Consider the following 23,103-nt stretch of genomic DNA (forward strand, 5'->3'; position numbering starts at 1 on the left):
GAGGTCATCCAGCATGTTCACCGAATGCCCCACGGAAAGAAGCCAACTCATTGCCGACCGCGTCGAGCGCTTCGTGCGCGACGTCGTGATGCCCTATGAGCGCGATCCGCGCTGCGGCGATCATGGCCCATCGGATGATCTTGTCGCCGAACTGCGCGACAAAGCGCGTGCCGCGGGGCTGATGACGCCCCATATCCTTGCCGATGGCTCGCACCTGACGCAGCGCGAGACCGCGGCCGTGCTCAAGCGCTCCGGCTTGTCGCCACTCGGCCCCGTCGCCGTGAATACCATGGCGCCGGACGAAGGCAACATGTTCCTGCTGGGTGAGGTGGCCACGGAAGCGCAGAAGGATCGGTTCCTGGCGCGGCTGGTCAGTGGCGAGGCCCGTTCGGCGTTCTTCATGACGGAGCCTGCGGAGGACGGCGGGGCGGGTTCGGATCCGTCGATGCTCCAGACCACGGCGGTCAGGGACGGCGACGACTGGGTGATACGCGGGCGCAAGAAGTTCATTACCGGCGCCGAAGGTGCAAGCGTGGGCATCATCATGGCGCGCACCGGGGATGCCGACCATGTCCAGGCCACGATGTTTCTGGTCGATCTGCCGCATCCGGCGATCCGCATCGAGCGCCTGATCGATACCATCGACAGTTCCATGCCGGGCGGTCACGCGCTGGTTGTGATCGACGACCTGCGCGTGCCGCAGGCCCATGTACTGGGCGAAGCGAACGAGGGCTTTCGCTATGCGCAGGTCCGCTTGTCACCGGCGCGGCTCTCGCATTGCATGCGTTGGTTCGGCGCCGCGGTTCGGGCCGACGAGATCGCGCGCGCGTACGCTGTCACGCGCAAGGCGTTCGGCAAGCTGCTGATCGACCACGAAGGGGTGGGCTTCATGCTGGCCGAGAACCTGATCGATCTGCAACAGGCCGCACTGATGATCGACTGGTGCGCCGGGGTGCTCGATGGAGGTGGCCTCGGTACCGCGGAGAGTTCGATGACCAAGGTTGGCGTCTCCGAGGCGCTGTTCCGCGTGTCGGATCGCTGCGTGCAGATTCTGGGCGGCATGGGCGTGTCGCGCGACACCGTCGTCGAACAGATCTTCCGTGAGATTCGCGGATTCCGCATCTACGACGGCCCGACCGAAGTTCACAAGTGGTCGCTGGCGAAGAAGATCAAGCGCGACACGCTAGGCGCGGCCCGGCAAGGGTAAGCGAGCGCGGTAACGGAGGGCCTGCGACACCGGGGAAGGGGCGCAGGTGGCAGCCCCACCGTGGGAAGCGCCTTGCAGGGTTATTTCACCATAGCCAAAGTCCAAGGCAAGGGCAGGATGCGCGCTCTTGAGGCGAGCCTGCCCCGGCCGGGACGGCTTGGCGCCAGGCGCCCGCCGCCGCTCTGCGTGGCGGCTCGCATTGAATACGCCGCCGGCTTCGTTCAATGTCCCGACGCCTCGACCGCGCCGATTCCGGTCTCGGAGCGAAGCTGCTGGGCTTCGAAACCAGCCTTGTCCATGCGCGCCCTGGCCGAGTTGTCGGTGACCGAGAAGAGCCAGATGCCGAGGAAGCCGATCGTCATCGAGAACAACGCCGGGGACGTGTAGGGAAATGGCGCGCTCTTGTAGTGCAGCACGTCGACCCAGACGGCCTGGGACAGGATGGTGAGGATCACCGCCGACAACAGTCCCAGGAAACCGCCAATCGTCGCGCCACGGGTGGTGCAGCCCTTCCACAGCACCGACATGAACAGCACGGGAAAGTTGGCCGAGGCCGCAACGGCGAAGGCAAGCGAAACCATGAACGCGATGTTTTGCTTCTCGAAGACAATGCCAAGGAACACCGCGACCAGGCCGAGGATCACGGTCGTGATACGCGATACGCGCAGTTCGACGGCGCTCGTTGCCTTGCCCTGCTTGAATACCGTCGCATAGAGATCGTGCGAAACGGCGGACGCACCGGCGAGGGTGAGACCGGCAACGACGGCCAGGATCGTCGCAAAGGCCACCGCGGAGATGAATCCGAGGAACACGCTTCCTCCGACGGCGCTGGCCAGGTGGACTGCCGCCATGTTCACGCCGCCAAGGAGCTTGCCACTCGTATCCTGGAAGGCCGGATTGGTTCCCACCAGCACGATCGCGCCGAAGCCGATGATGAAGGTCAGGATGTAGAAGTAGCCGATCCAGGTAGTGGCCCAGAACACCGACTTGCGCGCCTCCTTGGCATTGGGCACGGTGAAGAATCGCATCAGGATATGCGGCAGGCCGGCCGTGCCGAACATCAGGGCAATGCCGAACGAGATCGCCGAGATGGGATCCTTGATGAAATTGCCCGGACTCATGATGGAGTCCTTCTTGGCGTGGACTTCCACGGCCTTGGCAAACAGCGCTTCGGGGCTGAAGTGAAACTGGGCCAGCACCATGACGGCCATGAACGAAGCGCCGGCAAGCAGCAGGCAGGCCTTGATGATCTGTACCCACGTCGTGGCGGTCATGCCGCCAAACAGGACGTACACCATCATGAGCGCCCCCACGATGACCACGGCGATCCAGTACTCCAGCCCGAACAACAGCTTGATCAGCTGGCCGGCGCCTACCATCTGCGCGATCAGGTAGAACGCGACCACCACCAGCGTGCCCGATGCCGCAAACGCACGGATCGGCGCCTGTTTGAAGCGGTACGCCGCAACGTCGGCGAAGGTGAAGCGACCAAGGTTGCGCAGCCGCTCCGCCATCAGGAAGGTGATGACTGGCCAGCCGACGAGGAAGCCGATGGAATAGATCAGCCCGTCATAGCCATTGGTGTAGACGGCAGCCGAGATGCCGAGGAATGACGCCGCCGACATGAAGTCGCCCGCGATCGCCAGCCCGTTCTGGAAGCCGGTGATGCCGCCTCCGCCCGTATAGAATGCCGCCGCCGATTTCGTCTTGGTTGCCGCCCACTTGGTAATGAACAGCGTACCAATGACAAACACGACGAACATGCCGATGGCCGTCCAGTTGGTTGGCTGCCGGACCGCCTGCCCAAGGTCTCCACCCGCCGCAAGCGCGGCCGTCGACAGAAGCAGCGTTGCGCAAGCAAGGAGTGCGTGATGTGCTTTCATGCCACCTCCCGCTTGATCTGCTCTGTCAGTTCGTCGTACACGCCGTTGGCGTGGCGTACGTAGAATCCCGTGATGGCGACGGTAAAGACGATCACGAACAGGCCGATCGGCATGCCCCACGTCATCACGCCATTTCCTATCTTCGTGGCCAGGAGTTCCTTGTCGAAGGCAATCAGCAGGATGTATCCGTAGTAGATGACGAGCATGATGGCGGTCAACGACCATCCAAGCCGTGTTCGCCTGTGGACAAGCTCGCGATATCGCGGATTTGCCTTCAGTCTCGTGACCAGATCTTCATTCATCCATGTCTCCTGCAGATTGTGTGCTTGCGCCGCCGGACGCCGCCGGACGCCGCCGGACGCCGCCGGACGCGATGGTCCGCGCCAGCGTGCGGCGCCGGCAGAGGCGTGCGCCGTAGCGTCGGCCGATGTCCATGCTGATAAGTTAAGGCCTGCCCCTTACCCGCTTCTTACAGGGGCGTGGATTTGCTCAAGGGGTAAACGCTTAGTCTGGGCGCGTAGTCTGGGCGTGTGAAGGGCTAAAGCGCCACTGCCAGGTTGCGGACGTCATGGCGTGCAGGAATCGGCATACGGGTACGAATGCCGATCGCAGGTGCGGTCTGCAGCGTCTGCGGCGCCGCCATTGCGAAGCCTGGGGCGCCACGCAGATCGCTATTCTTCGAGTTCGCTTCGGATCAGGAGCACGGGCTTGTTGCTCTCGCAGACTACGCCTTGCGACACGCTGCCCATCACAAGGCGTTTGATCCCGCGCCGTCCATGTGTTCCCAGCACGATAAGGTCGGCGCCCCAGTAATCAGCCTCCCTCACGATCGATTCCGAGATCCGGCCCTGCGCGACTGGCTTTTCGAGAATCTTTGTCGAATGCGGTACGCCGGCCTCGGTCAGGCGATTCGCCACGGTCTCCAGGCACTTGTGTCCCATGGCCAGGATGCTCTCCATCAACCAGGAGGGGTACGAATTCTCGGCAAGGTAGAAGACATCGCTGTCGTCCACCACGAAGAGCGCCCGCACTTCGCTGCCCGTCGCCTTGGCGAGGATGATCGCCTGGCTTACTGCAAGGTCCGAGGAGCGGCTGCCGTCAACTCCAAGCAAGATCTTCCTGTACATGATGAACTCTCCTCGTGGTCGTTGCGAACTGGCCGTCCGCAGGAAAACGCTCTGTCACGAGAATAGATGCCGGTGCCTGCGCGCAACCCGGCGAACAGCACAAGCCATGATCTACATCAATACGACGCACGCGGGGGCGTACAGACTGGACGTATCCGAGGGAGGCGGGCAGCGTCTGCGGGCGCCTCCCGTTGCCCGATGACCGCGATGTCTTCACACGGAGAGCGATGATGTACAGCCAGATCCTGGTGGCAGTCGACGGCAGCGAGTCCGCCGAGCGGGCCCTGGCGGAAGCGGTCGGCTTGGCCGCAGCTTTGCGTTCGGAGCTTGCCGTGGTCCATGTGATCGATAACAGCTACCTCAGGTACGAGGCAGGCTATGTCGACCTCACCGACTTGCGTGCCACCCTGCTCGAAGGTGGGCAACTCCTTCTTGACGGCGCCAAGGCAAGGGCAGCGGCCCGGCAGGTGAAATGTACGACGGCAATGATCGACGAGCCGGGGGCGCTCTTCGATGTGGCTACGGCCATCAATCAGGCGGCGGAACAGATTGGCGCGGAGTTGATCGTCGCGGGCACGCACGGGCGCCGCGGCGTGCGGCGCCTGCTCATGGGTAGCGTAGCCGAGGGGCTGGTACGACAGTGCCGCCGGCCAGTGCTGCTAGTGCATGCCGCAATGTCCCCGGCGAGAGACACTGCGGAGCCGGTGCGATCGAAGCCGTAGGTGGCGCGCCGAGGGCCTGAGCCATTGTCAATGGCCGCGTCCTTGCATCGCCTGGACTGCTCGTAGCCGGCCTGGCTTTCCGGGGGATGTCATGGCTGACATCAACGCCCTGCCTGTGTTCCCAGGCTCGTGCCTGTGGCAGATGCCTGGCCGGCCCGCCTGGCGGCGATGAAATAGAGCAGGGCGCTGACCGCCGCCGCCGTGGTGCCGACAATGGAAAGGGCGATCGCCAGCCCGGACTTCGGATGGCCCAGCCACTCGTTGATGGAGCCTACGGCGAACGGTCCAAGCCCGCCACTGATGGCATTGGTCAGGAACACCAGCAGTGCCACCGCGCGACCGCGCATGCGATTGGGAATGGTGATCTGCAGCGGCACCGGCGCCAGTGCCATGACGATGCTGGCGGCATAGGCGCACAGGCCATACAGCGCGAGCGACAGCGACATCACCGGTGCGAGCGGCGCGGCACAGGCGACAGGCACCAGCAAGGTGGCCGCCGCGCAGGCGATGCGCAGCACCTTGCGCAGCGCATCGCGATCGTCCACCTTGCCCACGAAGAGGCTTGCGCTGACGACGCCCGCCATCCCGCCGATCATGTAGACCGGTCCGGTCATCTTGCCTACCTCGCTTGCGGACAACCCGAAGCTGCGGATCAGCAGGGTCGGGAACCAGGCGGCGTGGGAATAGAACAGCAGGATGAGGGCGACGTAGCCGAAGAAGTAGGGCAGGCAGAAGCGGTTGCGCACGAACAACTCGCGCAGGACCTCGCTGATCGGTGGCGCCGCCTCGGCGGGAGCGTGGGCGGTCGACAGCCCGCGCCGCGCCGGCTCGCGGATGGTCGCCAGCACCAGCGCAGCAAGCGCCAGGCCGGGTAGCCCGACCACGAAGAAGATCATCTGCCAGGGCTGCAGGCCTTGCGTCGTGAGCCAGCCGGCCATCGTGGGCTGGTCCATCCAGCCCAGCAACACGCCGCCGCCGAGCAAGGCCACGCCCCCGCCGACGTACGGCCCAAGCATGAACACGCTGCTGGCGCGCGTGACCTTTCGCGGCGGGAACATATCGCTGAAGATCGACAAGGCGGCGGGGCTGAGGGCGGCTTCGGCAATGGCCGTGCCGGCACGCCAGACCAGCAGTTCGCCAAAGCTGCTTGCCGTGCCGCACATGGCCGTGGAAATCGCCCAGATGGCGACGCAGGCAGCGCTCAGGCGTACCCGGTTCGAGCGGTCCACGAGCCGGGCCACGAACATCCCCGCGGTAGCGTAGCAAAGCGTGAATGTCGCACCCTGCAAGAGCCCGATCTGGGTGTCGCTGAGCAGTAGCGATGCCTTGAGCGGCTGGACAAGGATGCTGACGACCTGGCGGTCGATATAAGAAAAGGCGAAGCAGATAAAGAACATGAATACGATGTATCCATGTGAGAACGGGGTGCCGGCGTTCTCGATTCCCGGCTCTTCGGCGCGGGGCGCGCCGGCTTCCAGGGCCGGGGCGGTTTTGGGGGCGGACTGCATGAAGGTCTCCTCGAAGGGGCACGGGGCGGGCTGGCGGCTCCCCAATGAGAGGACGCCAATCTCCGCGTTGCCGTCGGAATGGGCTACAGCGTGATGGGGGATGCCAGCAGGGCGATGCAGTCGCCGGGTTCGACGCCGGCGAAGGTGCGGGCGCAGACCACCATGCCGGCGCCGCCGAAGTGGAGTTCGCGCGGCGGCTCCCACGGCGCGTACGGATCGAACAGCCGCCCGGCGAGATCGCCGGCCGCGACCTGCTGCCCCAACGTGAAGCAGGGTTCGAATACGCCGTGGCGTGGCGCGAACAGATAGTGCCGGGCCCCGTTCACCGCGATGAATTGCGTGTCGTGGCGCGGCGGCGGGCTGTCGTCGCGCGTCAGCCCGGCGACATGGAGCACACGGCGCAGGCCTTGCTCGACGATGGCCAGCCCTTCCACGTTGCAGCTGCCATAGCCGCCGAATTCGCCGCACAGGAACAAGGTGCCGTGGCGCTCTGCCGCCGCGCCGTAGGTTCGGTCTTCGCCGAGCAGGTCCATGACCATGGTGTGCGGCGCGGCGAAGGCCTTGACCAGTTTCAGGTACGCGATACGGCGTGCCGGATCGGACGGCAGCGCGGCCAGCACCGTGGGCATGTGGTTGAACGAAGCGCCGCCGGCGTGAAGGTCCAGCACCACGTCTGCCCGCGGGAAGAGCTCGCTGTCCGCGTAGTGCGCGATCATCGCGGTGATCGAGCCATTGCGGTCGCCGGGAAACATGCGGTTCAGGTTGCCGCGGTCGATCGGCGAGGTGCGCGAGCCGTTGATGAACGCCGGAAAGTTCAGCGCCGGTATGACGATCAGCCGGCCCTGGATCTGCATCGAAGGCATGCGCTGCAGCAGCTTCATCAACGCCACCGGGCCTTCGTATTCGTCGCCATGGTTGCCGCCGGTCAGCAGCACCGTGGGTCCCGTGCCCTGCTTGAGCACGGCGATCGGCGCGGGAATGTGGCCATAGGCAGAGCGGTCATGCGAATAGGGAATGCGCAGCACACCGGTCTGGAAGCCCTCGCGCTCGTAGTCGATCTCCGTTGAGATCAGTGTTTTCCTGGAATGGGTCTGGTCGTTCGATCGGCCTGGCATGCCTGTCTCCGGTGGGGGATCGGGCGCGGCCGGTTCGTGGGGATCGGCCGCGTCTGCATGCAATATTGCTGATCGAGCTGGTTGCCGACAAATGCCGTTTTTTGGCGGAGCTGATGCTTTCCGGGCATCACCCAGGCGCCGCCACGGTCTGCCTCATCGCTTCCACCGTCTGAATGAAGCGCGCAAGCGCCGGCTCGGGCGCATCGGCCTTGCAGGCGAAGACGAGCGGCATCGGGATGGAAAGATCCGTGAACGACGCAAAGTGGCAGAGCGCTGGCGGACGGCCGACGTTGGCCGAGTTGACGATGGCTGCGCCGATGCCGGCGCAGACGAGCGACAGCATGGCGGCCTCGGTCGAGACCTCCTGGACGACGTTGAGGGTGACGCCGCACGCCTGGCAAGCGCCGATCAGCCGGTCGTAGTAGACCGGATACACAGCGCGCGGGAACGTGACGAATGGCCAGTCGGCAATCTGGCGCAGCGCCACGCCTGGCGGGGATGCGTGAGTCGTGGACGTTTCCGGGGCGGGCAGCGCCCATGCGCGCGGCGCCGCCAGCAGCACGTTGTTCGTCGTCAGCGGCAGCGTGCCGAGCGATTCGGGGAGCGGCCCGTACTGGTACACGAAGCCGCCGTCGAGCGTGCCCGCGCGGATCTCGTCGAGCTGCTGTGGCGTGTTCATCGGGATCAGTTCGATGCGGACGTCGGGCACGTCTTCCTGGAAGCGCCGGAAGATATGCGGCACGATGCCGTCCCAGCCACTGTTCTCGACAAAGCCAAGCCGCAGGCGGCCCTGCATGCCGGCCGATATCCGCTGGGCACCGCGCGCCGCGACGTCGAGCTGGTTGAGCGCCGTGCGGGCATCGCGCAAGTACGCCTGGCCGGCCGAAGTCAGCCTGAGTCCGCGCGGCGTGCGCGCGAACAATGCGAAGCCAAGTTCTTCCTCCAGGTCATGGATCTGGCGGGAGATGGCGGGCTGCGTGACGTGGATGCGCTCCGCCGCCTCGCGAATGCTCTCATGCTCGGCCACCGCGATGAAATAGCGCAAATGTCGTAGTTCCACAATCTCACCCGTAGTTCGAGCCGGCCTGTCGACCGGCAATCCCCGGCAAACATGCCACAAAGTATCGCGCGCGAAAAGCCGGAAGCCCTGGTGTTCGCGTTGCCATGCCTTGCAGGGATCGGCGCCCGCACGACAATTGCGCGATCCTCGCCAGGCGAGTTGCCGATGCGTTCAGCGCCGTGCGCCTGCGGCACCCGGTGCGAGCCGCAGCACGAGGAAGTCGATGAACGCGCGCAACTTTGGCGGCTGTACGTGCCCGCGCGGAAACACGGCGTGCAGGTCCGGGCAACGCCCGAGCCAGCCAGGCAGTACCGGCACCACCAGGCCTTGCCCGACATGCCGCGCCATGATCAGGTCTGTTGCCATCATCAGGCCCGCGCCGTCGAACAGTGGCGCCTTGAGTGTCTCCGGATCGTCGGCCTCGATCACGGGGCGGATTGGGTAGTCGGTGAGCCCTTCGGCAGCGTCCTCGCGGCGCATTGGCCAGGCATGGCCGCTGGCGCGCCTGGCCACGCGCGTGGATAGCGCCATGTGCTCGCACAGTGCGTCCGGATGGGTGGGTTCGCCATGCTGCGCGAGATAGGCGGGGCTGGCGTAGATGCGGTTCGGGAAGGTGGCGAGTCGCCGTGCGGCCATCGATGAATCCGGCAGGTCGCCCATGCGCAGTGCCAGGTCGATTTCCTCGCCGACGAGATCGAGCGTGCGGTGGCTGAGCACCAGCTCGATGTTCACGTTCGGGTTTTCGCCGCGGAAATCTGCCAGCAGCGGGCCGAGCAGGGTGATCGCCAGCGAGTAGGATGCCGTGATGCGCAACGTGCCGCGCGGCGTGCCCTGCAACTGGCCTACCGCTGCATCGGCGTTTGCCAGCATGCCGGGAATGGCGCGGCAGGATTCGTAGTAGAGCGTGCCGGCCTCCGTCAGGCCGAGGCGGCGTGTGGTCCGGTGCAAGAGTTGCACCCCAAGCCGCTGCTCGAGTTCGCGCAGCTTGCGGCTGACCGTGGTCTTGGGCAGGAGCAACTCGGCTGCGGCGGCGGTGAAACTCCCCGCTTCCACGACCTTGAGGAAGACCAGCGTGTCATTCATGTCGGGAGGCATGGACGTCTCGGTTCGCGCACGGCGCCAGGTCAATGATCGATGCCGCCAATTATGCCGATTATGCCAATGGTGGCACAATTATTCCCAAGAAAGACAGCTTATCGCGGCAGAGCGCGATCGCTATTGTTCCGTTTATCGCTGATTCAGCACCAGTACGGCACCTGATAAGGGGCCAGTGCGCAACCCGGACCGATACCGATCATGAATTTCCCCCGCTTCCTGCTTCTTGCCACCGCATCCATGACCGTCCTTGCCGCCAGTCCGGCAAACGCCGGTGCGACAGATTCGCCGGACACATCGTCCAGCCCTGGATGGGCGGCGCACCAGGCCCCCGGTTTCTACCGCTTTGCGCTGGGGGCGTTTCGCGTCACGGTGCTGTCGGATGGCACCGCGCCGCGCGACGTGTCGAAGATCATGAGCAAGCCGCAAGCCGTGCGCGAGGCGTTCGCGGCCGCCCACCAGGCATTGCCGGTGGAGATCTCCGTCAACTGCTTCCTGGTCGACACCGGCGAGCGTCGCATTCTCGTCGATACCGGCGCGGGCGAGCTGTTCGGGCCGCTGACCGGCCACCTCGTCGAGAACCTCCGTGCTGCCGGCTACCAGCCCGGCGATATCGACGACATCCTGCTGACGCATATCCACGGCGACCACTCCGGCGGCCTCAGTATCGGCGGGCAGCGGGTGTTCCCGCATGCAGTGGTGCACGTGGACCAGCGCGATCCGGCCTTGTGGCTCAGCCCCGAAGCCGAGGCCAGGGCGCCGGCGGCGGCCCGCACCACCTTCCGGCAGTCGCACCAGACTGTCGACCCGTATGTGGTGGCGGGCAAGCTGCGCACCTTCGACGGTGCCACCGAACTGTTCCCCGGCGTGCGCTCGGTACCGCTATACGGCCACACGCCGGGCATGAACGGCTACTTCATCGAGAGCCGGGGTCAGCGGCTGCTGCTCTGGGGAGACGTCATCCACGCCAGCGAGGCGCAGTTCGGCGATCCGGGCATCACCATCGAGTACGACGTCGCTCCTGCCGCCGCGGCGGCCACGCGGCAGCGCATCCTTGCCGACGCGGCCCGGCAAGGCTATCTGGTGGGAGGCGCCCATATGGCATTCCCCGGGCTGGGTCATGTACAGGCCGGGCAGGCCGGTTTTCGCTGGGTGCCCGCTCCCGATGGCCTGAAACGCAAGGAGTAACGCAGGAATGATCCGCGCAAGGGCTGGCAGGATGTCGTCGAGGCCTGCGGGATAGTCGCTCTGGTGACTGCGTCAGAAGCTCTGGGGCGTGTTGACCCACAACACCTGGGCTTCCGTGCTGCCAATGTTCCGGTAGCCATGCGGGAGGTGCGAAAAGAAAAAGAAGGAGTCGCCTTTGCTCACGCGGATAGTCTGATCGGCCACGGTGAGTTCCAGTTCTCCTTGCAGTACATAGCCCATTTCTTCGCCCTGATGCTCGAGAAAGCCCTGGGACGAGGTTCCCGCGGGGATGTGATGGATATTGGATTCCAGCAGGGCGCACAGATGGTTGGGGAGCAGCGTTTCCAGCGACACGCCATCGCCAGCCCGTCGATGTTCCGTCCGCAGTATTTGTCGCTGACCCTCCCGCATGACCGTCACCGATCCAGTGGTGTTGTCTTCTTCAATAAACAGCTTGGCGACACTGATTCCCAGCGTCACGGCAATCTTGTGAAGCATCGGGAGGGAAGGGCGGACCTTGCAGTTCTCGACTTTCGACAGGAAGCTCTCAGTGCAGCCGACTTTCTCCGCCAGTTGACGCAAGCTCAGCTTGCGATTGAGTCTCGCGTGCTTGAGCCTTCCGCCGATGACGATTTCCTGATTAATTTCGTTGTTTTCCATAATATGCGATGGCGCGATCAGTACTGGACCGGATTTATCGTTCCGTCTTCGGTGAAGTTTCTCGATCCGGCGTGAATCTTCGATAATTCTACGGCACGGATTAATAGTATTCCGGCATTTCGAAATAGTAACGCATTTTCGATTTGGCGTGTAGCAATGTAACGAGTGCAGGCATGGGGTCGATAAATCGGCGAGATGTCGACGTCACCTCCGCCGCGTCGGCATCGGAGCCAAATTCAAGGGGTGGTTTTCGCGATCCGCAGCCTGATTGTGGCTTGGATGCCGCTTTTTGTTCGTATAAATGACACTAACATTCCTGCTAGTCAAGTGACTTGACTTTATGGGGTTGGCTGGGCAAACTGGGTGCCACGATAAACGACGCCCCCCGGAAACAATGCAAGTCGACAATCCCACATCTGTATCCACGGTGACAGCCGCACCGCTTATCAACGGTGCCAGGCTCTCGGACCGCCACCGCGCGATGGCCGAAATCGGCGCCACCGGCAATGGCGGCGTTAACCGTCAGGCACTGACGGCAGAGGACACCAGGGGGCGGCAACTCCTTCTGGACTGGGCTTCGGGGAGGGGTTACATCACGGCCATCGATCCGATCGGCAATCTTTTTATCCGCCGCCCGGGCGCGCGGCCGGAACTCAGTCCTGTCATGACGGGATCGCATCTCGATTCCCAGCCCACGGGCGGCAAGTTCGATGGCGTATTCGGGGTGCTGGCCGGGTTTGAAGTCCTTGAAACGCTTGACGATCATGGCGTGGTGACAGAGCGCCCGATGGAGCTCGTCGTCTGGATGAATGAAGAGGGTTCGAGATTTCCCCCGCCGACGATGGGGTCGGCGGTGGCGTCAGGCGCCTTGCCGCTCGACAGGGCACTGGCAATACGCGATGCGAAAGGCATCAGCGTTGGCGATGCGCTGGCGACGCAGATCGAGGCGCTTCCGCACTTGCAAAGCAGGCCTCTGGGCGGCAAAGGGTTTGCGTATATCGAGGCTCACATCGAGCAGGGCCCCGTCCTCGAAGATGCGGATTGCGACATCGGCATCGTCAGCGGCATTCAGGGTCTTCATTCCTATGAGATCGAAGTTCGCGGGATGGAGGCCCACGCCGGCACCACGCCATTGCGACACCGGAAAGATGCGCTGCTTGCGGCGACGGTGCTGATGGCACGGATTCGGAGTGAAATTGCGGATCCGCTCGACATACTGCGCTTCACCGTCGGACGGCTTGAAGTGGCACCCGGCTCGCCCAACACGGTTCCCGGAAAGGTTACCTTCAACATCGATCTCCGGCACCCGGATCCGGATCATCTCCTGCAAACGGGCGAGAAGATCCTCCAGATGTGTTCGAGCGAAGTCGAGCATTGCCCCGTCTCCGCCAAGGTATTGCTGCGCTCGACTCCCGTGAAGTTCGACGACCGTGTCGTGGCGGTTGTCGAGGACTCGGCGAAGGCTCGGAACCTGACGCACATGAGCATCGTCTCTGGCGCCACTCACGACGCCAAGTACATGGCAGACCACACGCCTACGGCCATGATCTTCGTGCCTTGCGAGAAGGGCATCAGCCATAACGAGGCAGAGCATGCCCGCGACAAGGATCTGGCCGCGGGCGCACAGATTCTTTGCGACGCAATGCTGGCTGTCATGTCAGCCAGGCTGTGACCGGATAGCCCGCCACTTGTCGCTCACACGGCGAGCCCGATGGATTGGATCTTCCACATCGCTCGCCGTGCGATCGCCATGGCCCAGGCTCGACCAAGATCAACGACCGGAGACAAAATTGTCCGCAATAAATCAAACGTCAGGCGGCGACGCAGCAGTATCTTCCGTCTATCGAAAGGTGGATCTACACCTGCTGCCGCTACTGTTTGTCGGCTTCATGTTCGCGTACCTCGATAGAGTCAATGTCGGTTTCGCGAAGCTGCAGATGCAGAGTGACCTGGCACTATCCGATGCGGCCTATGGGGTCGGCGCCGGCATCTTTTTCGTGGGTTACGTCCTGTTCGAGATCCCGAGTAACCTGCTGCTTCCGAAGGTGGGGGCGCGGGTCACCTTCAGCCGGATCATGGTGCTGTGGGGGATCGCGTCAATCTGCATGCTGTTCGTGAACAGTATTCCGGCCTTTTATGCGGTGCGCTTCTTGCTCGGCGTTTTCGAGGCCGGCTTTGCTCCTGGCGTGCTGTTTTATCTGTCCCGCTGGTATGGTCCGTCGCGCACTGCCGGCGCCATCTCCATTGTCTGGCTCGCGGGACCGGTCAGCGGAATCGTGGGCGGTCCTCTTTCCGCCTGGATCATGACGGCGTTTGCAGGGGCCGGCAATCTATCCGGCTGGCAATGGATGTTCTTGCTGGAAGGCGCCCCGTGTGTCGTCCTCGGCGTGATCGCCTACTTCGCCCTGTCGGATGGCCCGGCTACCGCGAAATGGCTGAGCCCGCAGGAAAAGCGCCTGCTTCAAGGGGAACTGGGCAGGGATGCCGGACGCCATGGTTCTTTCCGTGCTGTCCTGAGGGACCCGAAGGTCTATATTCTTGCCGTGGCCTACCTCTGCATCATCGCGCCAATCTACGCTCTCAGCTTCTGGCTTCCGACGATCCTCAAGCTCGAAGGCGTCGCCAGCACACAGCAGCTGGGCTGGTATTCAGCCATCCCCTACGTTGCTGCTGCATTGGCCATTTTTTATGGTGGCCGCAGTTCCGACAAGCATCGCGACAGACGTTTCCACATTGCGCTGCCTGTGTTCGTCGGCGTCCTCGCCTTTGTCGCCTGGATATTTGCCGACGGTAGCCTTCTGCTCACCATCGTTTGTCTCACACTCGCCACGGGGATGATGTGGATGGCAAATATCGTCTTCTGGGCCGTACCGCCGGAGTACATCAAAGGCGATGCGAGAGCGGGGGCGATTGCACTGATCAATACGATCGGTCTTTCCGGTGGGTTCTTCGGGCCAAGCATCATCGGATGGTCGAAGAGTCTGACGGGAAGCATGCATCTTGGCTTCTTGATCGTGGCCGCGATGCTTTTCATCTCGGGAGTCATCGTCCTCCTTCTGCGCTTGCATCCGGAAGACGTCGTTGAATTCGCATCGGATGGGCATGCACCGGTTCCCGCGGGAACGCGAGGCATGGATTGATCACGCCCGCGCTCAGGTAGCCGTTTCGTTGCGCGGCTGCTGGGGCATTCCGCTCTTATTGTTGGTTCTTTATTGGCATCGCTATGAAACTGGACGAATATGCGTCGCTTGATGGCGTAGGTTTGCACGATCTCATATCGAGCGGACAGGTCAGCCCCGCGGAAGTCGCGGCCGCTGCGCTGAATGCGCTCGAGGCTATCAACCCGAAGATCAATGCCGTGGTCGAGCATTGGCCCGCGGAGGCGGACTCAACCGCGTCCGCGGAACCAGGAAGCCTGCTTTCCGGCGTGCCCTTCCTCATCAAGGACCTGGGCGTGGCGATGAAGGGCCGCAGAAGCGAACTGGGTAGCCGGATAGCGCAAGGGCTGATTGCACGGGAAGACTCGAATCTGATGGTCAGATTCCGAAAGGCCGGCCTCGTCACGCTCGGCAGGACGACGATGCCCGAGCTGGCGGTGAGCACGACCACAGAGGCACGCGTGTGCGGGCCGACCAGGAATCCGTGGAATCTCGATCGCGGTGCCGGCGGCTCGAGCGGGGGCGCCGGCGCGGCCGTCGCAGCCGGAATCGTTCCGCTTGCCCATGCCACTGACGCCGGTGGCTCGATTCGCGTGCCCGCGGCATTGAATGGCCTGTTCGGCCTGAAGCCGACAAGGGGACGCGTATCCAACGGCCCCGCCGTAGACGAGGTATGGAACGGACTTGGCGTGCACTTTGGCGTGAGCCGGTCGGTGCGTGACAGCGCCGCCTTGCTCGATGCCGTGACCGGTGCCGGCATCGGCGAGCCGTATCAGATTGCGCCACCGGCCGACAGTTATCTGTCGGAACTCCAGCGCAGTCCGGGGAAGCTCAGGATCGGCTTCCTGCTCAACCCACAGAATTCCGGGCGGACCACCACTGTCGTGGCGGATGCCATCCGCGCCGTTGCCCGGTCTCTTGCATCGCTGGGCCATGAAGTGGAGGAAGTCACGCCGGACCTGGGCGTAAGCTGGGACAGTTTCGTTCACGCCAACGCGCAGATCTGGACCGCGAACGCGGCCATGAGGCTCAACGCCATCTCGGCGGCAACCGGCAGGCCCGTGACCCCGGGCATTCTCGAACCGGCGACATTCGCGGTCTACGAGTATGGGCGTCGCGTCAGCGGTACGGACCTGCTGGAGGCGCTGCAGGTCCGGAATGCCGTTACGCGGGCGACGGGCAAATTCTTCCTGGGCTACGACCTTCTCCTGACGCCGACGCTGCCAGATCTCGCGCCTCGGATAGGTGAGTACAACAAGGACGAGGGAATGCTTGATGGCTACGGCTGGATCGCGCACGTGCTCCAGCAATCACCATTCACCCCGTTGCCGAACGTTGCGGGGTTGCCCGCCATGTCGGTTCCGTTGTCGTTCGATAGCGCAACAGGATTGCCAATTGGCTCCCAGTTCGTTGCGGGGTTTGGACGAGAGGACATCCTTTTCCGCCTGGCGGCCCAACTGGAAGCGGCCATGCCCTGGCAAGGCCGCCGGCCGCCCGTGTGGGCCGGATCCCCGTTGGCTGACGCTGACTGACTCATTATGCGAAGGCGGGCGGCGCAGGGCTGTGCGCCAGCGTGGCAATGACCGGGCCTGCCGGCAGTTGTACTGGAGAGCCCGTCTGTAATACAATGCGAACCATTCTCATTTGCGATCTGTGAGGTTTGGCCGTGCCAGACTGATCATCATCAGGAATGCAGCATGGCTGCCGCCGAATCCGCTCTCCAGCGTCACGTTCACTCCCTCTATAGCGAGCACAACCGATGGCTCCAGGGCTGGTTGCGCCGCAAGCTGGGCAATGCCTGCGATGCGGCAGACCTGGCGCAGGACGTGTTTCTCCGCCTGCTCCACCGGCAGGCCGCGGATATCCGGGAGCCCCGCACCTACCTGAGCACGATCGCGCGCGGCCTGGTCATCGAGCACTGGCGGCGCCGGGAGCTGGAGCTGGCCTGGCTGGAGACGCTGGCGCAGTTGCCGCCGGCCCACGCGCCGTCGCCAGAGAGCCGGCTGCTCTTCCTGGAGGCCCTGATCGCCATCGACCGCATACTCGATGCGCTCAAGCCGCAGGTGCGCACCGCCTTCCTGTGGGCCCAGCTGGAAGGGCTGACCTGCCGGCAGATCGCGGAGCGCCTCGGGGTGTCGCTGGCGACGGCCGAACGCCATGTCGCCGCGGCCCTGCGCCATTGCTACGCTGTGCGCTTCGGTGACTGATCCCGCCAGTCCCTGCGGACCCACGCCGCCCGCGCCCGAACCCCGGATTCCCGCTCGCATGGTCGACAAGGCCGTTACCTGGACGATCCGGCTCGACTTCGGCGAGCCCACCGCCGGCACGCGCGAGGCGTTCGCACAGTGGCTCAAGGCGGACCCGCTGCACGCGCTCGCCTGGCAGCGGGTGCAGGCGCTGCGAGACGATTTCTCCGGCGTACCGGCAGCGCTTGCGCTGGATACGCTGCAAACCGCCGGCGCGCGGCGCAGCGCCGGCGGCCTGAAACGCCGTCAGGCGCTCAAGGTGCTGGCGCTGGCAGGTATCTCGCTGCTTGCCGTGCAGGGTGTGCGAGAACTGGCGCCATGGCAGCGCCTGCTTGCCGATACCAGCACCGCCACCGGCGAGCAGCGTACCGTGCGGCTCGATGATGGCAGCACCATCGTGCTCAATACGGACACGGCCATCAGTACCGGACTGGGCGCCGAGCGCCGCCTGATCACGCTGCGGCGCGGAGAGATCCTGGTCACCACGGGCCATGACGATGAATTTTCCGCCGCCAGCGGCGCGGCGCGGCCCTTCTGGGTGCAGACGCCGTTCGGCAGCCTGCGCGCATTGGGCACGCGCTTCGTGGTGCGTATCGAGGGCGCGCGCGCCCGGGTCAGCGTGCAGGAGGGCGCCGTCGCCCTGTATCCGTCGGCGGGCAATGGCGAGGACGTGGCACGCGCGGGGACGACCTGGTGGCTTGCCGCAGACGGCAGCACGCCGGCGGCGGCGCCGCCCATCGCGCCGGACGGCTGGGCCGAGGGCGTCATCGCCGGCAAGGACATGCGCCTGGCCGACGTGCTGGCCGAACTTGCCCGCTACCGCACCGGCCGCATCGTCTGCGATCCGCGCGTGGCGGACCTGCGCATATCCGGCACCTACCACCTGCGCGACACCGATCGGACGCTGCGCTTCCTGGCGCAGTCGCAGCCCGTTTCCATCGCCTATCGCACGCGCCTCTGGGTCACGGTTGGTCCCGCCGGCGGAAATTGACGCCACTTTGCCCATGTGCGGAAAAAAACCAGGGAAATATTGAGGGGATTTCGATTCTCGACCGGCCTACTGCGTAGGAACTTCAAACACCACGCTGCCGGAGAAGAGAATCTGATGTCTGCAACACGCCATGCCACTGCCATCGCCAACGCGCGCCCACCTCGACCCAAGCCGTTCGCGCTTGCACTGCACCACGCCTTTGTCTGTCTTGCGATGGGCGCGAGCGTGGCACCGCTCGGCGTGAGGGCGCAATCGCAGCCGGCGGATGCCACCGCGACGCTGCCGGCGGTGACCGTCACCGCCGCCACCGAGGCGCCGGGCGAATTGCCACCGGCCCATGCCGGCGGCCAGGTGGCGCGTGGCGGCCGCCTGGGGCTGCTGGGCAACAAGGGCGTGATGGACACGCCCTTCGCCGTGACCAACTACACCGCCCAGCGGATCGAGGACCAGCAGGCCGTCACCCTGGCCGAGGTGCTGAACAGCGATCCTTCCGTTCGCTTCACCGGCCAGGTCGGCGGCGTGACGGATTCCTTCTATATCCGCGGCTTCCCGATCAACGAGGGCAACCTGTCGGAAATCGCGTTTGACGGCGTCTACGGCGTTTCGCCCAACTACCACCTCTTCACCGAGTACCTGGAGCGGGTCGAGGTGCTCAAGGGCCCCGCCGCCCTGCTGTACGGCATGTCTCCCAACAGCGGCGTGGGCGGCGTGGTCAATGTCGTGCCCAAGCGGGCACTGGCGCAGGACCTGACGCGCTTTACCCTCGACTACGCGTCTGACGCGCAGGTGGGCGGCGCGATCGACCTGAGCCGCCGCTTTGGCGATGACCGGGAGTGGGGCATCCGTTTCAACGGCCTGCATCGCCAGGGACAGACCCCGCTGGACAACCAGAAATCGCGCGCGGAGGTGGCCGCGCTGTCGCTCGATTATCACGGCGAGCGCCTGCGGGCTTCGCTCGACCTGATCGAGCAATACCAGTGGGTGGACGCGCCGACGCGGCCCTTCCTGGTCGCGGCCGGCGTGCAGGTGCCCGCGGCGCCGGACGGCCGGCGCAATGTCAGCCAGCGGTGGGGCTGGTGGAAGTCCAATGATGTCTCGACGCTGCTGCACGCGGAGTACGACATCACCGACAACGTGACCGTGTTTGCCGACGCTGGCGGTACCCGCTCCGACGTGGCGCGGCTGTCGGACCAGACGCCGACCATCCTGAATTCGGCGGGTGCCACCTCGTCGGCGATACAGAACTGGAGGTTCCAGGTCAACCGGTCGAGCTTCGATACCGGCGTCAGGAGCAAGTTCGAGACCGGCCCCGTCAAGCACGCGCTGGCGCTGCAGGCGAACCTGTATATGGACCGCTTCGCCAGCGCCAACGTGGCCGGCACGCCTGTCACGTCCAATATCTATGCGCCGGTCGACCGCCCGGCGCAGGATATCGCCGCGCCGCAACGCGTGCCCAAGGTGTCCGACTCCACGCTGTCGGGGCTGTCCCTGGCCGACACCCTGAGCGTGCTCGACGACCGCGTGCAACTCACCCTCGGCCTGCGCTACCAGCAGGTCAAGTCGAACAACTACGCCGCCACCGGCGCCAAGACCGCCACGTACGACGAGAGCGCCGTCACGCCGCTGGCCGGCATCGTCTTCAAGCCCTGGCAGCACGTCTCGCTGTACGCGAACTACATCGAGGGACTGAGCAAGGGCGATATCGCGCCGGCGGTGGCGTCGAACGCGGGGCAGGTCTTCTCCCCGTACAAGACCAAGCAGCACGAGGTCGGCGTCAAGTACGACGCGGGCAAGGTGATGGCAACGCTGGCCGCTTTCCGCATGACCAAGCCCAGCGGCCAGTTGTCCGGCACGGTCTTCTCCGTCGACGGCGAGCAGCGCAACCAGGGCCTGGAGCTGACGATGTCGGGCCAGGCCTACAAGGGCGTGCGCCTGCTCGGCGGCGTGACCCTGCTCGACGGCGAACTGACCAAGACCAGCAGCGCGGCCACGCTCGGCAACCGCCCGGTCGGCGTGCCCACGGTGATGGCCAACCTGGGCACGGAATGGGACCTGCCGTGGGTGCCCGGCCTGACCCTGACCGGCGCCGTCAACTACACCGGCAGCGAATACGTGAACCAGGCAAACACGCAGCGGGTGCCGTCGTGGACCACGGTGGATCTGGGCGTGCGCTACAAGTCCTCGCTGTACGGCAAGTCGACCACCTTCCGTGCGGGTGTGTTCAATGCCTTCGATCGCAGGTACTGGTCGGGGGTGGCCTCGTTCAGCACGATCTCGCTGGGTGCGCCGCGTACCTTCATGGCGTCCATGAGCATGGACTTCTAAGCCATTGAGGGCACCTTGCCGCGCCTTTTCCTGCGCTCTCGCCTGTCTCGCCCTGTGGGTTGGCATGCCGTTGTCCACGGCGCGTGCCGCGCCGGGCACGGAGCAGGCCCGCTCCTTTGCCATCGGGCCAGGCCCGCTCTATGTGGTGCTCAACCGCTTCGCCAGCGCTGCCGGCATCGATCTTTCCTACGATGCGGCGCTGCTCGGTGCCGCCGAGAGCCCCGGCTTGCAAGGCAGCTATTCGGTGCCGGCAGGGCTGAGGGCGCTGCTGGCGGGAACCGGGCTGGAAGCGGTGGCGCTGCCGGGCGGCGGCTTTTCCTTGCGCAGGGCGCGCGAGGGCGCCCGCAGCGAGGCGGCGCCGGTGCTGCCCACGGTGACGGTCACCGGTACCGCCGCCGCCGCGGGCGAATTGCCGCAGCCCTTCGCGGGCGGGCAGGTCGCGCGCGGCGCCCGGCTGGGAATGCTCGGCAACACCGACATCATGGACGCGCCGTTCAGCCTCACCAGCTACACCGCCAGGGCGATCGAAGACCAGCAGGCGCGCACGGTGGGCGATGTGCTGGCCAATGATGCGTCGGTGCGCTTCGTCAGCCAGCCCGGTGGCATCCTCGATGCCTTCACGATCCGCGGCTTTCCGGTGGGCAACGGTAACTTCGGGGAAATCGCCTTCGATGGCCTGTATGGCGTTGCCTCCAACTACCGCGTGTCCACCGGCTATATCGAGCGCGTCGAGCTGATCAAGGGCCCGACCGCCATGCTGATCGGCATGGCGCCGAGCGGCAGTGTCGGCGGCGGCATCAACATCGTCCCCAAGCGGGCCACCGGACCGGACCAGATGCAGGTCACCGCCGACTATGCCGCGACATCGCAACTGGGTGGAAACGTTGACCTGAGCCGGCGTTTTGGCGCCGCGCGGCAGTTCGGCATCCGCCTCAACGGCAGCTACCGGGCAGGGGACACCAGGCTGGACAACCAGTCGCGCAACGCTGGTGCCGGCGCGCTGGCGCTCGACTATCAGGGAGAGCGCCTGCGTGCGACGCTGGACTTCATCGGCCAGCGGGAAAGGATCAACGCGCCGTCACGGCTGCTGCACATCCTTCCCGGCATCGCCGTGCCCGGCGCGCCGGATGGACAGCGCAATATCTCGCAGCCCTGGGAACACTCCAGGATCAGCGACCAGTCGCTGCTGCTTCGGGCGGAATACGAGATCGGCGACAAGCTGGCCTGGTTCCTGGACGGCGGCGGCGGCCGTACCCGGGTTGCCAGGCTCTTTGCCATCACGCCCACCATCGTCAACGAGGCCGGCGACATTGCCGTGTCGGATACGAACTACAAGTTCAACGTGGCCCGGGCTACCGCGGATACCGGCCTGCGGGCCCGCTTTGACACCGGGCCGGTCGGCCATCGCCTCAATCTGGTGGTCAGCGGCTATCGGGATCGACTGGGACGAGGCTTCAACAATTCGCCCGTCACCCTGCTGACGAACCTTTACCAGCCGGTTTCGCTTCCCATGCAGTTCATCGCGGATCCGGCCAGCGTGCCAACGGTTTCGGAAACCCGCCTGACCGGCGTGGCGCTGGCCGATACGCTGTCGCTGCTGGACCAGCGCGTGCAACTGACGCTGGGCGTGCGTCACCAGCAGGTCAGGTCGGCGAATTTCAGCACCGCCGGCGCCGTGACTTCGCGCTATGACGAATCGGCCGTGACGCCCATGCTCGGCCTCGTGGTGAAGCCCTGGCAGCACGTCTCCTTCTACGCCAACCGCGCCGAAGGGCTGAGCAAGGGCGACACCGCGCCCGCCAGCGCCAGCAACGCCGGCGAGGTCTTCGCGCCCTACAAGTCGATACAGTACGAAGCCGGCGTCAAGGTAGAGCGGGGAGGCATGATCGCCACGGTCAGCGCGTTCCAGATCACCCGGCCGGGTGGGCAGATGTCCGGCACGCTGTTCACCGCAGACGGCGAGCAGCGCAACCGCGGACTGGAGCTTGGCCTGTATGGCGAGCCGGTGCCAGGCGTGCGGCTGCTGGCCAGCGCCACCGTGCTCGATGCGAGGCCGGTGCGCACCGACAGCGCCGCGACCGCCGGCAAGACCCCCATCGGCGTGCCCAGGCTGCAAGCCAACCTGGGCGCCGAATGGGATGCCGCCTTCGCGCCCGGGCTGACGCTGACCGGCAGCCTGGTCTACACGGGCAGCCAGTATGTGGACCAGGCCAATACGCAACAGGGCATTGCGCAATGGACCCGCGTTGACCTTGGCGCGCGATACCGGACTACGCTGGCGCGCCGGCAGACCACCTTCCGGCTCAACGTCCGCAATGTCTTCGGCCAGCGCTACTGGGCCGCGGTCGATGCCTTCGGCGGCGTGGCGATCGCCGAGCCGCGCACCTTGCTGCTGTCGGCGACGATGGGCTTCTGATCCCATGTGACCGCATTGGAATTCCGGCAGGCCGCCGGTGTTCTCATCCCGGTGCGCCTCAAGGGTCCTCCCGCTGCCGCGTCATGCCGGCGTGATCGCCCAGATGTTTCCCGATGTTGGCGGCGCACGAACACACGGTGTCTGTTGTGTTGGTTTTTGCCTGCCAGATCAAAGCCTTCCCACACCGGGCTTCGGCGCCATTTTCCCCCTCGAGAAAAATTTCTCCCAAGCCCAGCCTGCGTTTGCGGGCGATTCGAGGCGACATGGCCCACCTTGGCACACTCCATGCGTTTGTACCTCCCGAGCGAAGCAAAGATGCTCGACAGCAAACGAACCGAAGTCCCAATCGATACCCGGCCAGCTGGCCAACCGCCTTCCAGGAGAACTGCCATGACTACCACC

General features: G+C 64.9%; 18 protein-coding genes. 10 read left to right on the forward strand and 8 right to left on the reverse strand.

Features of this window, described 5'->3' with window-relative positions:
• Positions 1–13: 13 nt before the first annotated feature.
• On the forward strand, positions 14–1,207 hold the full coding sequence (locus AC1DK4_RS32715) for an acyl-CoA dehydrogenase family protein (protein WP_441622934.1): 1,194 nt from the start codon (positions 14–16) through the stop codon (positions 1,205–1,207).
• 221 nt (positions 1,208–1,428) lie between these two features.
• On the opposite strand, the gene AC1DK4_RS32720 is transcribed toward AC1DK4_RS32715, so the two are convergent.
• The 3 genes from AC1DK4_RS32720 to AC1DK4_RS32730 form a co-directional block, all read right to left on the reverse strand.
• Positions 1,429–3,090, reverse strand: coding sequence for a cation acetate symporter (locus AC1DK4_RS32720; protein ID WP_441622936.1), 1,662 nt, complete (start codon positions 3,088–3,090; stop codon positions 1,429–1,431).
• Positions 3,087–3,392 carry a DUF485 domain-containing protein gene (locus AC1DK4_RS32725; RefSeq protein WP_441622938.1) on the reverse strand — a complete coding sequence of 102 codons (306 nt, stop codon included), beginning with the start codon at positions 3,390–3,392 and terminating at the stop codon, positions 3,087–3,089. The genes AC1DK4_RS32720 and AC1DK4_RS32725 overlap by 4 nt, the downstream gene beginning before the upstream one ends.
• Before the next feature lie 369 nt (positions 3,393–3,761).
• Complete coding sequence (locus tag AC1DK4_RS32730) at positions 3,762–4,217, reverse strand: universal stress protein (RefSeq protein WP_441622940.1); 456 nt, start codon at positions 4,215–4,217, stop codon at positions 3,762–3,764.
• Positions 4,218–4,447: 230 nt separating this feature from the next.
• Here AC1DK4_RS32730 and AC1DK4_RS32735 point away from each other — a divergent pair, with 230 nt between their 5' ends.
• Positions 4,448–4,939, forward strand: a complete 492-nt coding sequence (locus AC1DK4_RS32735) for a universal stress protein (protein WP_477132021.1) — start codon at positions 4,448–4,450, stop codon at positions 4,937–4,939.
• Between the two features lie 101 nt (positions 4,940–5,040).
• On the opposite strand, the gene AC1DK4_RS32740 is transcribed toward AC1DK4_RS32735, so the two are convergent.
• The 4 genes from AC1DK4_RS32740 to AC1DK4_RS32755 form a co-directional block, all read right to left on the reverse strand.
• Positions 5,041–6,447, reverse strand: coding sequence for an MFS transporter (locus tag AC1DK4_RS32740; RefSeq protein WP_441622944.1), 1,407 nt, complete (start codon positions 6,445–6,447; stop codon positions 5,041–5,043).
• 83 nt (positions 6,448–6,530) lie between these two features.
• Positions 6,531–7,562 carry a succinylglutamate desuccinylase/aspartoacylase family protein gene (locus AC1DK4_RS32745; RefSeq protein WP_441622946.1) on the reverse strand — a complete coding sequence of 344 codons (1,032 nt, stop codon included), beginning with the start codon at positions 7,560–7,562 and terminating at the stop codon, positions 6,531–6,533.
• 127 nt (positions 7,563–7,689) lie between these two features.
• The gene (locus AC1DK4_RS32750; RefSeq protein WP_441622948.1) at positions 7,690–8,622 is read right to left on the reverse strand and encodes a LysR family transcriptional regulator; all 933 of its coding nucleotides are present in this window, start codon (positions 8,620–8,622) and stop codon (positions 7,690–7,692) included.
• Between the two features lie 171 nt (positions 8,623–8,793).
• Positions 8,794–9,717 (reverse strand): LysR family transcriptional regulator, encoded by a 924-nt coding sequence (locus AC1DK4_RS32755; protein ID WP_441622950.1) that lies wholly within the window; start codon positions 9,715–9,717, stop codon positions 8,794–8,796.
• Positions 9,718–9,918: 201 nt separating this feature from the next.
• Here AC1DK4_RS32755 and AC1DK4_RS32760 point away from each other — a divergent pair, with 201 nt between their 5' ends.
• Positions 9,919–10,905, forward strand: a complete 987-nt coding sequence (locus AC1DK4_RS32760) for an MBL fold metallo-hydrolase (protein WP_441622952.1) — start codon at positions 9,919–9,921, stop codon at positions 10,903–10,905.
• A 72-nt stretch (positions 10,906–10,977) separates the two neighbouring features.
• Here the strand turns inward: AC1DK4_RS32760 and AC1DK4_RS32765 are convergent, their stop codons facing one another.
• Positions 10,978–11,565, reverse strand: coding sequence for a cupin domain-containing protein (locus AC1DK4_RS32765; protein WP_441622954.1), 588 nt, complete (start codon positions 11,563–11,565; stop codon positions 10,978–10,980).
• Positions 11,566–11,959: 394 nt separating this feature from the next.
• Between AC1DK4_RS32765 and AC1DK4_RS32770 the strand changes: the two genes are divergently transcribed.
• The 7 genes from AC1DK4_RS32770 (at position 11,960) to AC1DK4_RS32800 (ending at position 22,701) form a co-directional block, all read left to right on the forward strand.
• The gene (locus tag AC1DK4_RS32770) at positions 11,960–13,237 is read left to right on the forward strand and encodes a M20 family metallo-hydrolase (RefSeq protein ID WP_441622956.1); all 1,278 of its coding nucleotides are present in this window, start codon (positions 11,960–11,962) and stop codon (positions 13,235–13,237) included.
• Between the two features lie 118 nt (positions 13,238–13,355).
• Positions 13,356–14,705, forward strand: coding sequence for an MFS transporter (locus tag AC1DK4_RS32775; protein WP_441622958.1), 1,350 nt, complete (start codon positions 13,356–13,358; stop codon positions 14,703–14,705).
• Between the two features lie 83 nt (positions 14,706–14,788).
• Complete coding sequence (locus AC1DK4_RS32780; RefSeq protein ID WP_441622960.1) at positions 14,789–16,255, forward strand: amidase; 1,467 nt, start codon at positions 14,789–14,791, stop codon at positions 16,253–16,255.
• 165 nt (positions 16,256–16,420) lie between these two features.
• On the forward strand, positions 16,421–16,930 hold the full coding sequence (locus tag AC1DK4_RS32785; protein WP_441622962.1) for a sigma-70 family RNA polymerase sigma factor: 510 nt from the start codon (positions 16,421–16,423) through the stop codon (positions 16,928–16,930).
• Between the two features lie 58 nt (positions 16,931–16,988).
• The gene (locus AC1DK4_RS32790; RefSeq protein WP_441622964.1) at positions 16,989–17,960 is read left to right on the forward strand and encodes a FecR domain-containing protein; all 972 of its coding nucleotides are present in this window, start codon (positions 16,989–16,991) and stop codon (positions 17,958–17,960) included.
• A 111-nt stretch (positions 17,961–18,071) separates the two neighbouring features.
• Positions 18,072–20,285, forward strand: coding sequence for a TonB-dependent receptor (locus AC1DK4_RS32795; RefSeq protein ID WP_441622968.1), 2,214 nt, complete (start codon positions 18,072–18,074; stop codon positions 20,283–20,285).
• Between the two features lie 64 nt (positions 20,286–20,349).
• Entirely contained in the window at positions 20,350–22,701 is a 2,352-nt protein-coding gene (locus tag AC1DK4_RS32800; RefSeq protein WP_441622966.1) for a TonB-dependent siderophore receptor, read from the forward strand.
• Positions 22,702–23,103: the final 402 nt, after the last annotated feature.

It is taken from the genome of Cupriavidus sp. 05N38 (assembly GCF_056397345.1).

What these genes read in the sequence shown, in the direction of transcription:
- AC1DK4_RS32715 (WP_441622934.1), top strand. Translation starts at nt 14, where the DNA reads ATGTTCACCGAATGCCCCACGGAAAGAAGCCAACTCATTGCCGACCGC.
- AC1DK4_RS32720 (WP_441622936.1), bottom strand. Translation starts at nt 3,090, where the DNA reads ATGAAAGCACATCACGCACTCCTTGCTTGCGCAACGCTGCTTCTGTCG.
- AC1DK4_RS32725 (WP_441622938.1), bottom strand. Translation starts at nt 3,392, where the DNA reads ATGAATGAAGATCTGGTCACGAGACTGAAGGCAAATCCGCGATATCGC.
- AC1DK4_RS32730 (WP_441622940.1), bottom strand. Translation starts at nt 4,217, where the DNA reads ATGTACAGGAAGATCTTGCTTGGAGTTGACGGCAGCCGCTCCTCGGAC.
- AC1DK4_RS32735 (WP_477132021.1), top strand. Translation starts at nt 4,448, where the DNA reads ATGTACAGCCAGATCCTGGTGGCAGTCGACGGCAGCGAGTCCGCCGAG.
- AC1DK4_RS32740 (WP_441622944.1), bottom strand. Translation starts at nt 6,447, where the DNA reads ATGCAGTCCGCCCCCAAAACCGCCCCGGCCCTGGAAGCCGGCGCGCCC.
- AC1DK4_RS32745 (WP_441622946.1), bottom strand. Translation starts at nt 7,562, where the DNA reads ATGCCAGGCCGATCGAACGACCAGACCCATTCCAGGAAAACACTGATC.
- AC1DK4_RS32755 (WP_441622950.1), bottom strand. Translation starts at nt 9,717, where the DNA reads ATGCCTCCCGACATGAATGACACGCTGGTCTTCCTCAAGGTCGTGGAA.
- AC1DK4_RS32760 (WP_441622952.1), top strand. Translation starts at nt 9,919, where the DNA reads ATGAATTTCCCCCGCTTCCTGCTTCTTGCCACCGCATCCATGACCGTC.
- AC1DK4_RS32765 (WP_441622954.1), bottom strand. Translation starts at nt 11,565, where the DNA reads ATGGAAAACAACGAAATTAATCAGGAAATCGTCATCGGCGGAAGGCTC.
- AC1DK4_RS32770 (WP_441622956.1), top strand. Translation starts at nt 11,960, where the DNA reads ATGCAAGTCGACAATCCCACATCTGTATCCACGGTGACAGCCGCACCG.
- AC1DK4_RS32780 (WP_441622960.1), top strand. Translation starts at nt 14,789, where the DNA reads ATGAAACTGGACGAATATGCGTCGCTTGATGGCGTAGGTTTGCACGAT.
- AC1DK4_RS32785 (WP_441622962.1), top strand. Translation starts at nt 16,421, where the DNA reads ATGGCTGCCGCCGAATCCGCTCTCCAGCGTCACGTTCACTCCCTCTAT.
- AC1DK4_RS32790 (WP_441622964.1), top strand. Translation starts at nt 16,989, where the DNA reads ATGGTCGACAAGGCCGTTACCTGGACGATCCGGCTCGACTTCGGCGAG.
- AC1DK4_RS32800 (WP_441622966.1), top strand. Translation starts at nt 20,350, where the DNA reads ATGCCGTTGTCCACGGCGCGTGCCGCGCCGGGCACGGAGCAGGCCCGC.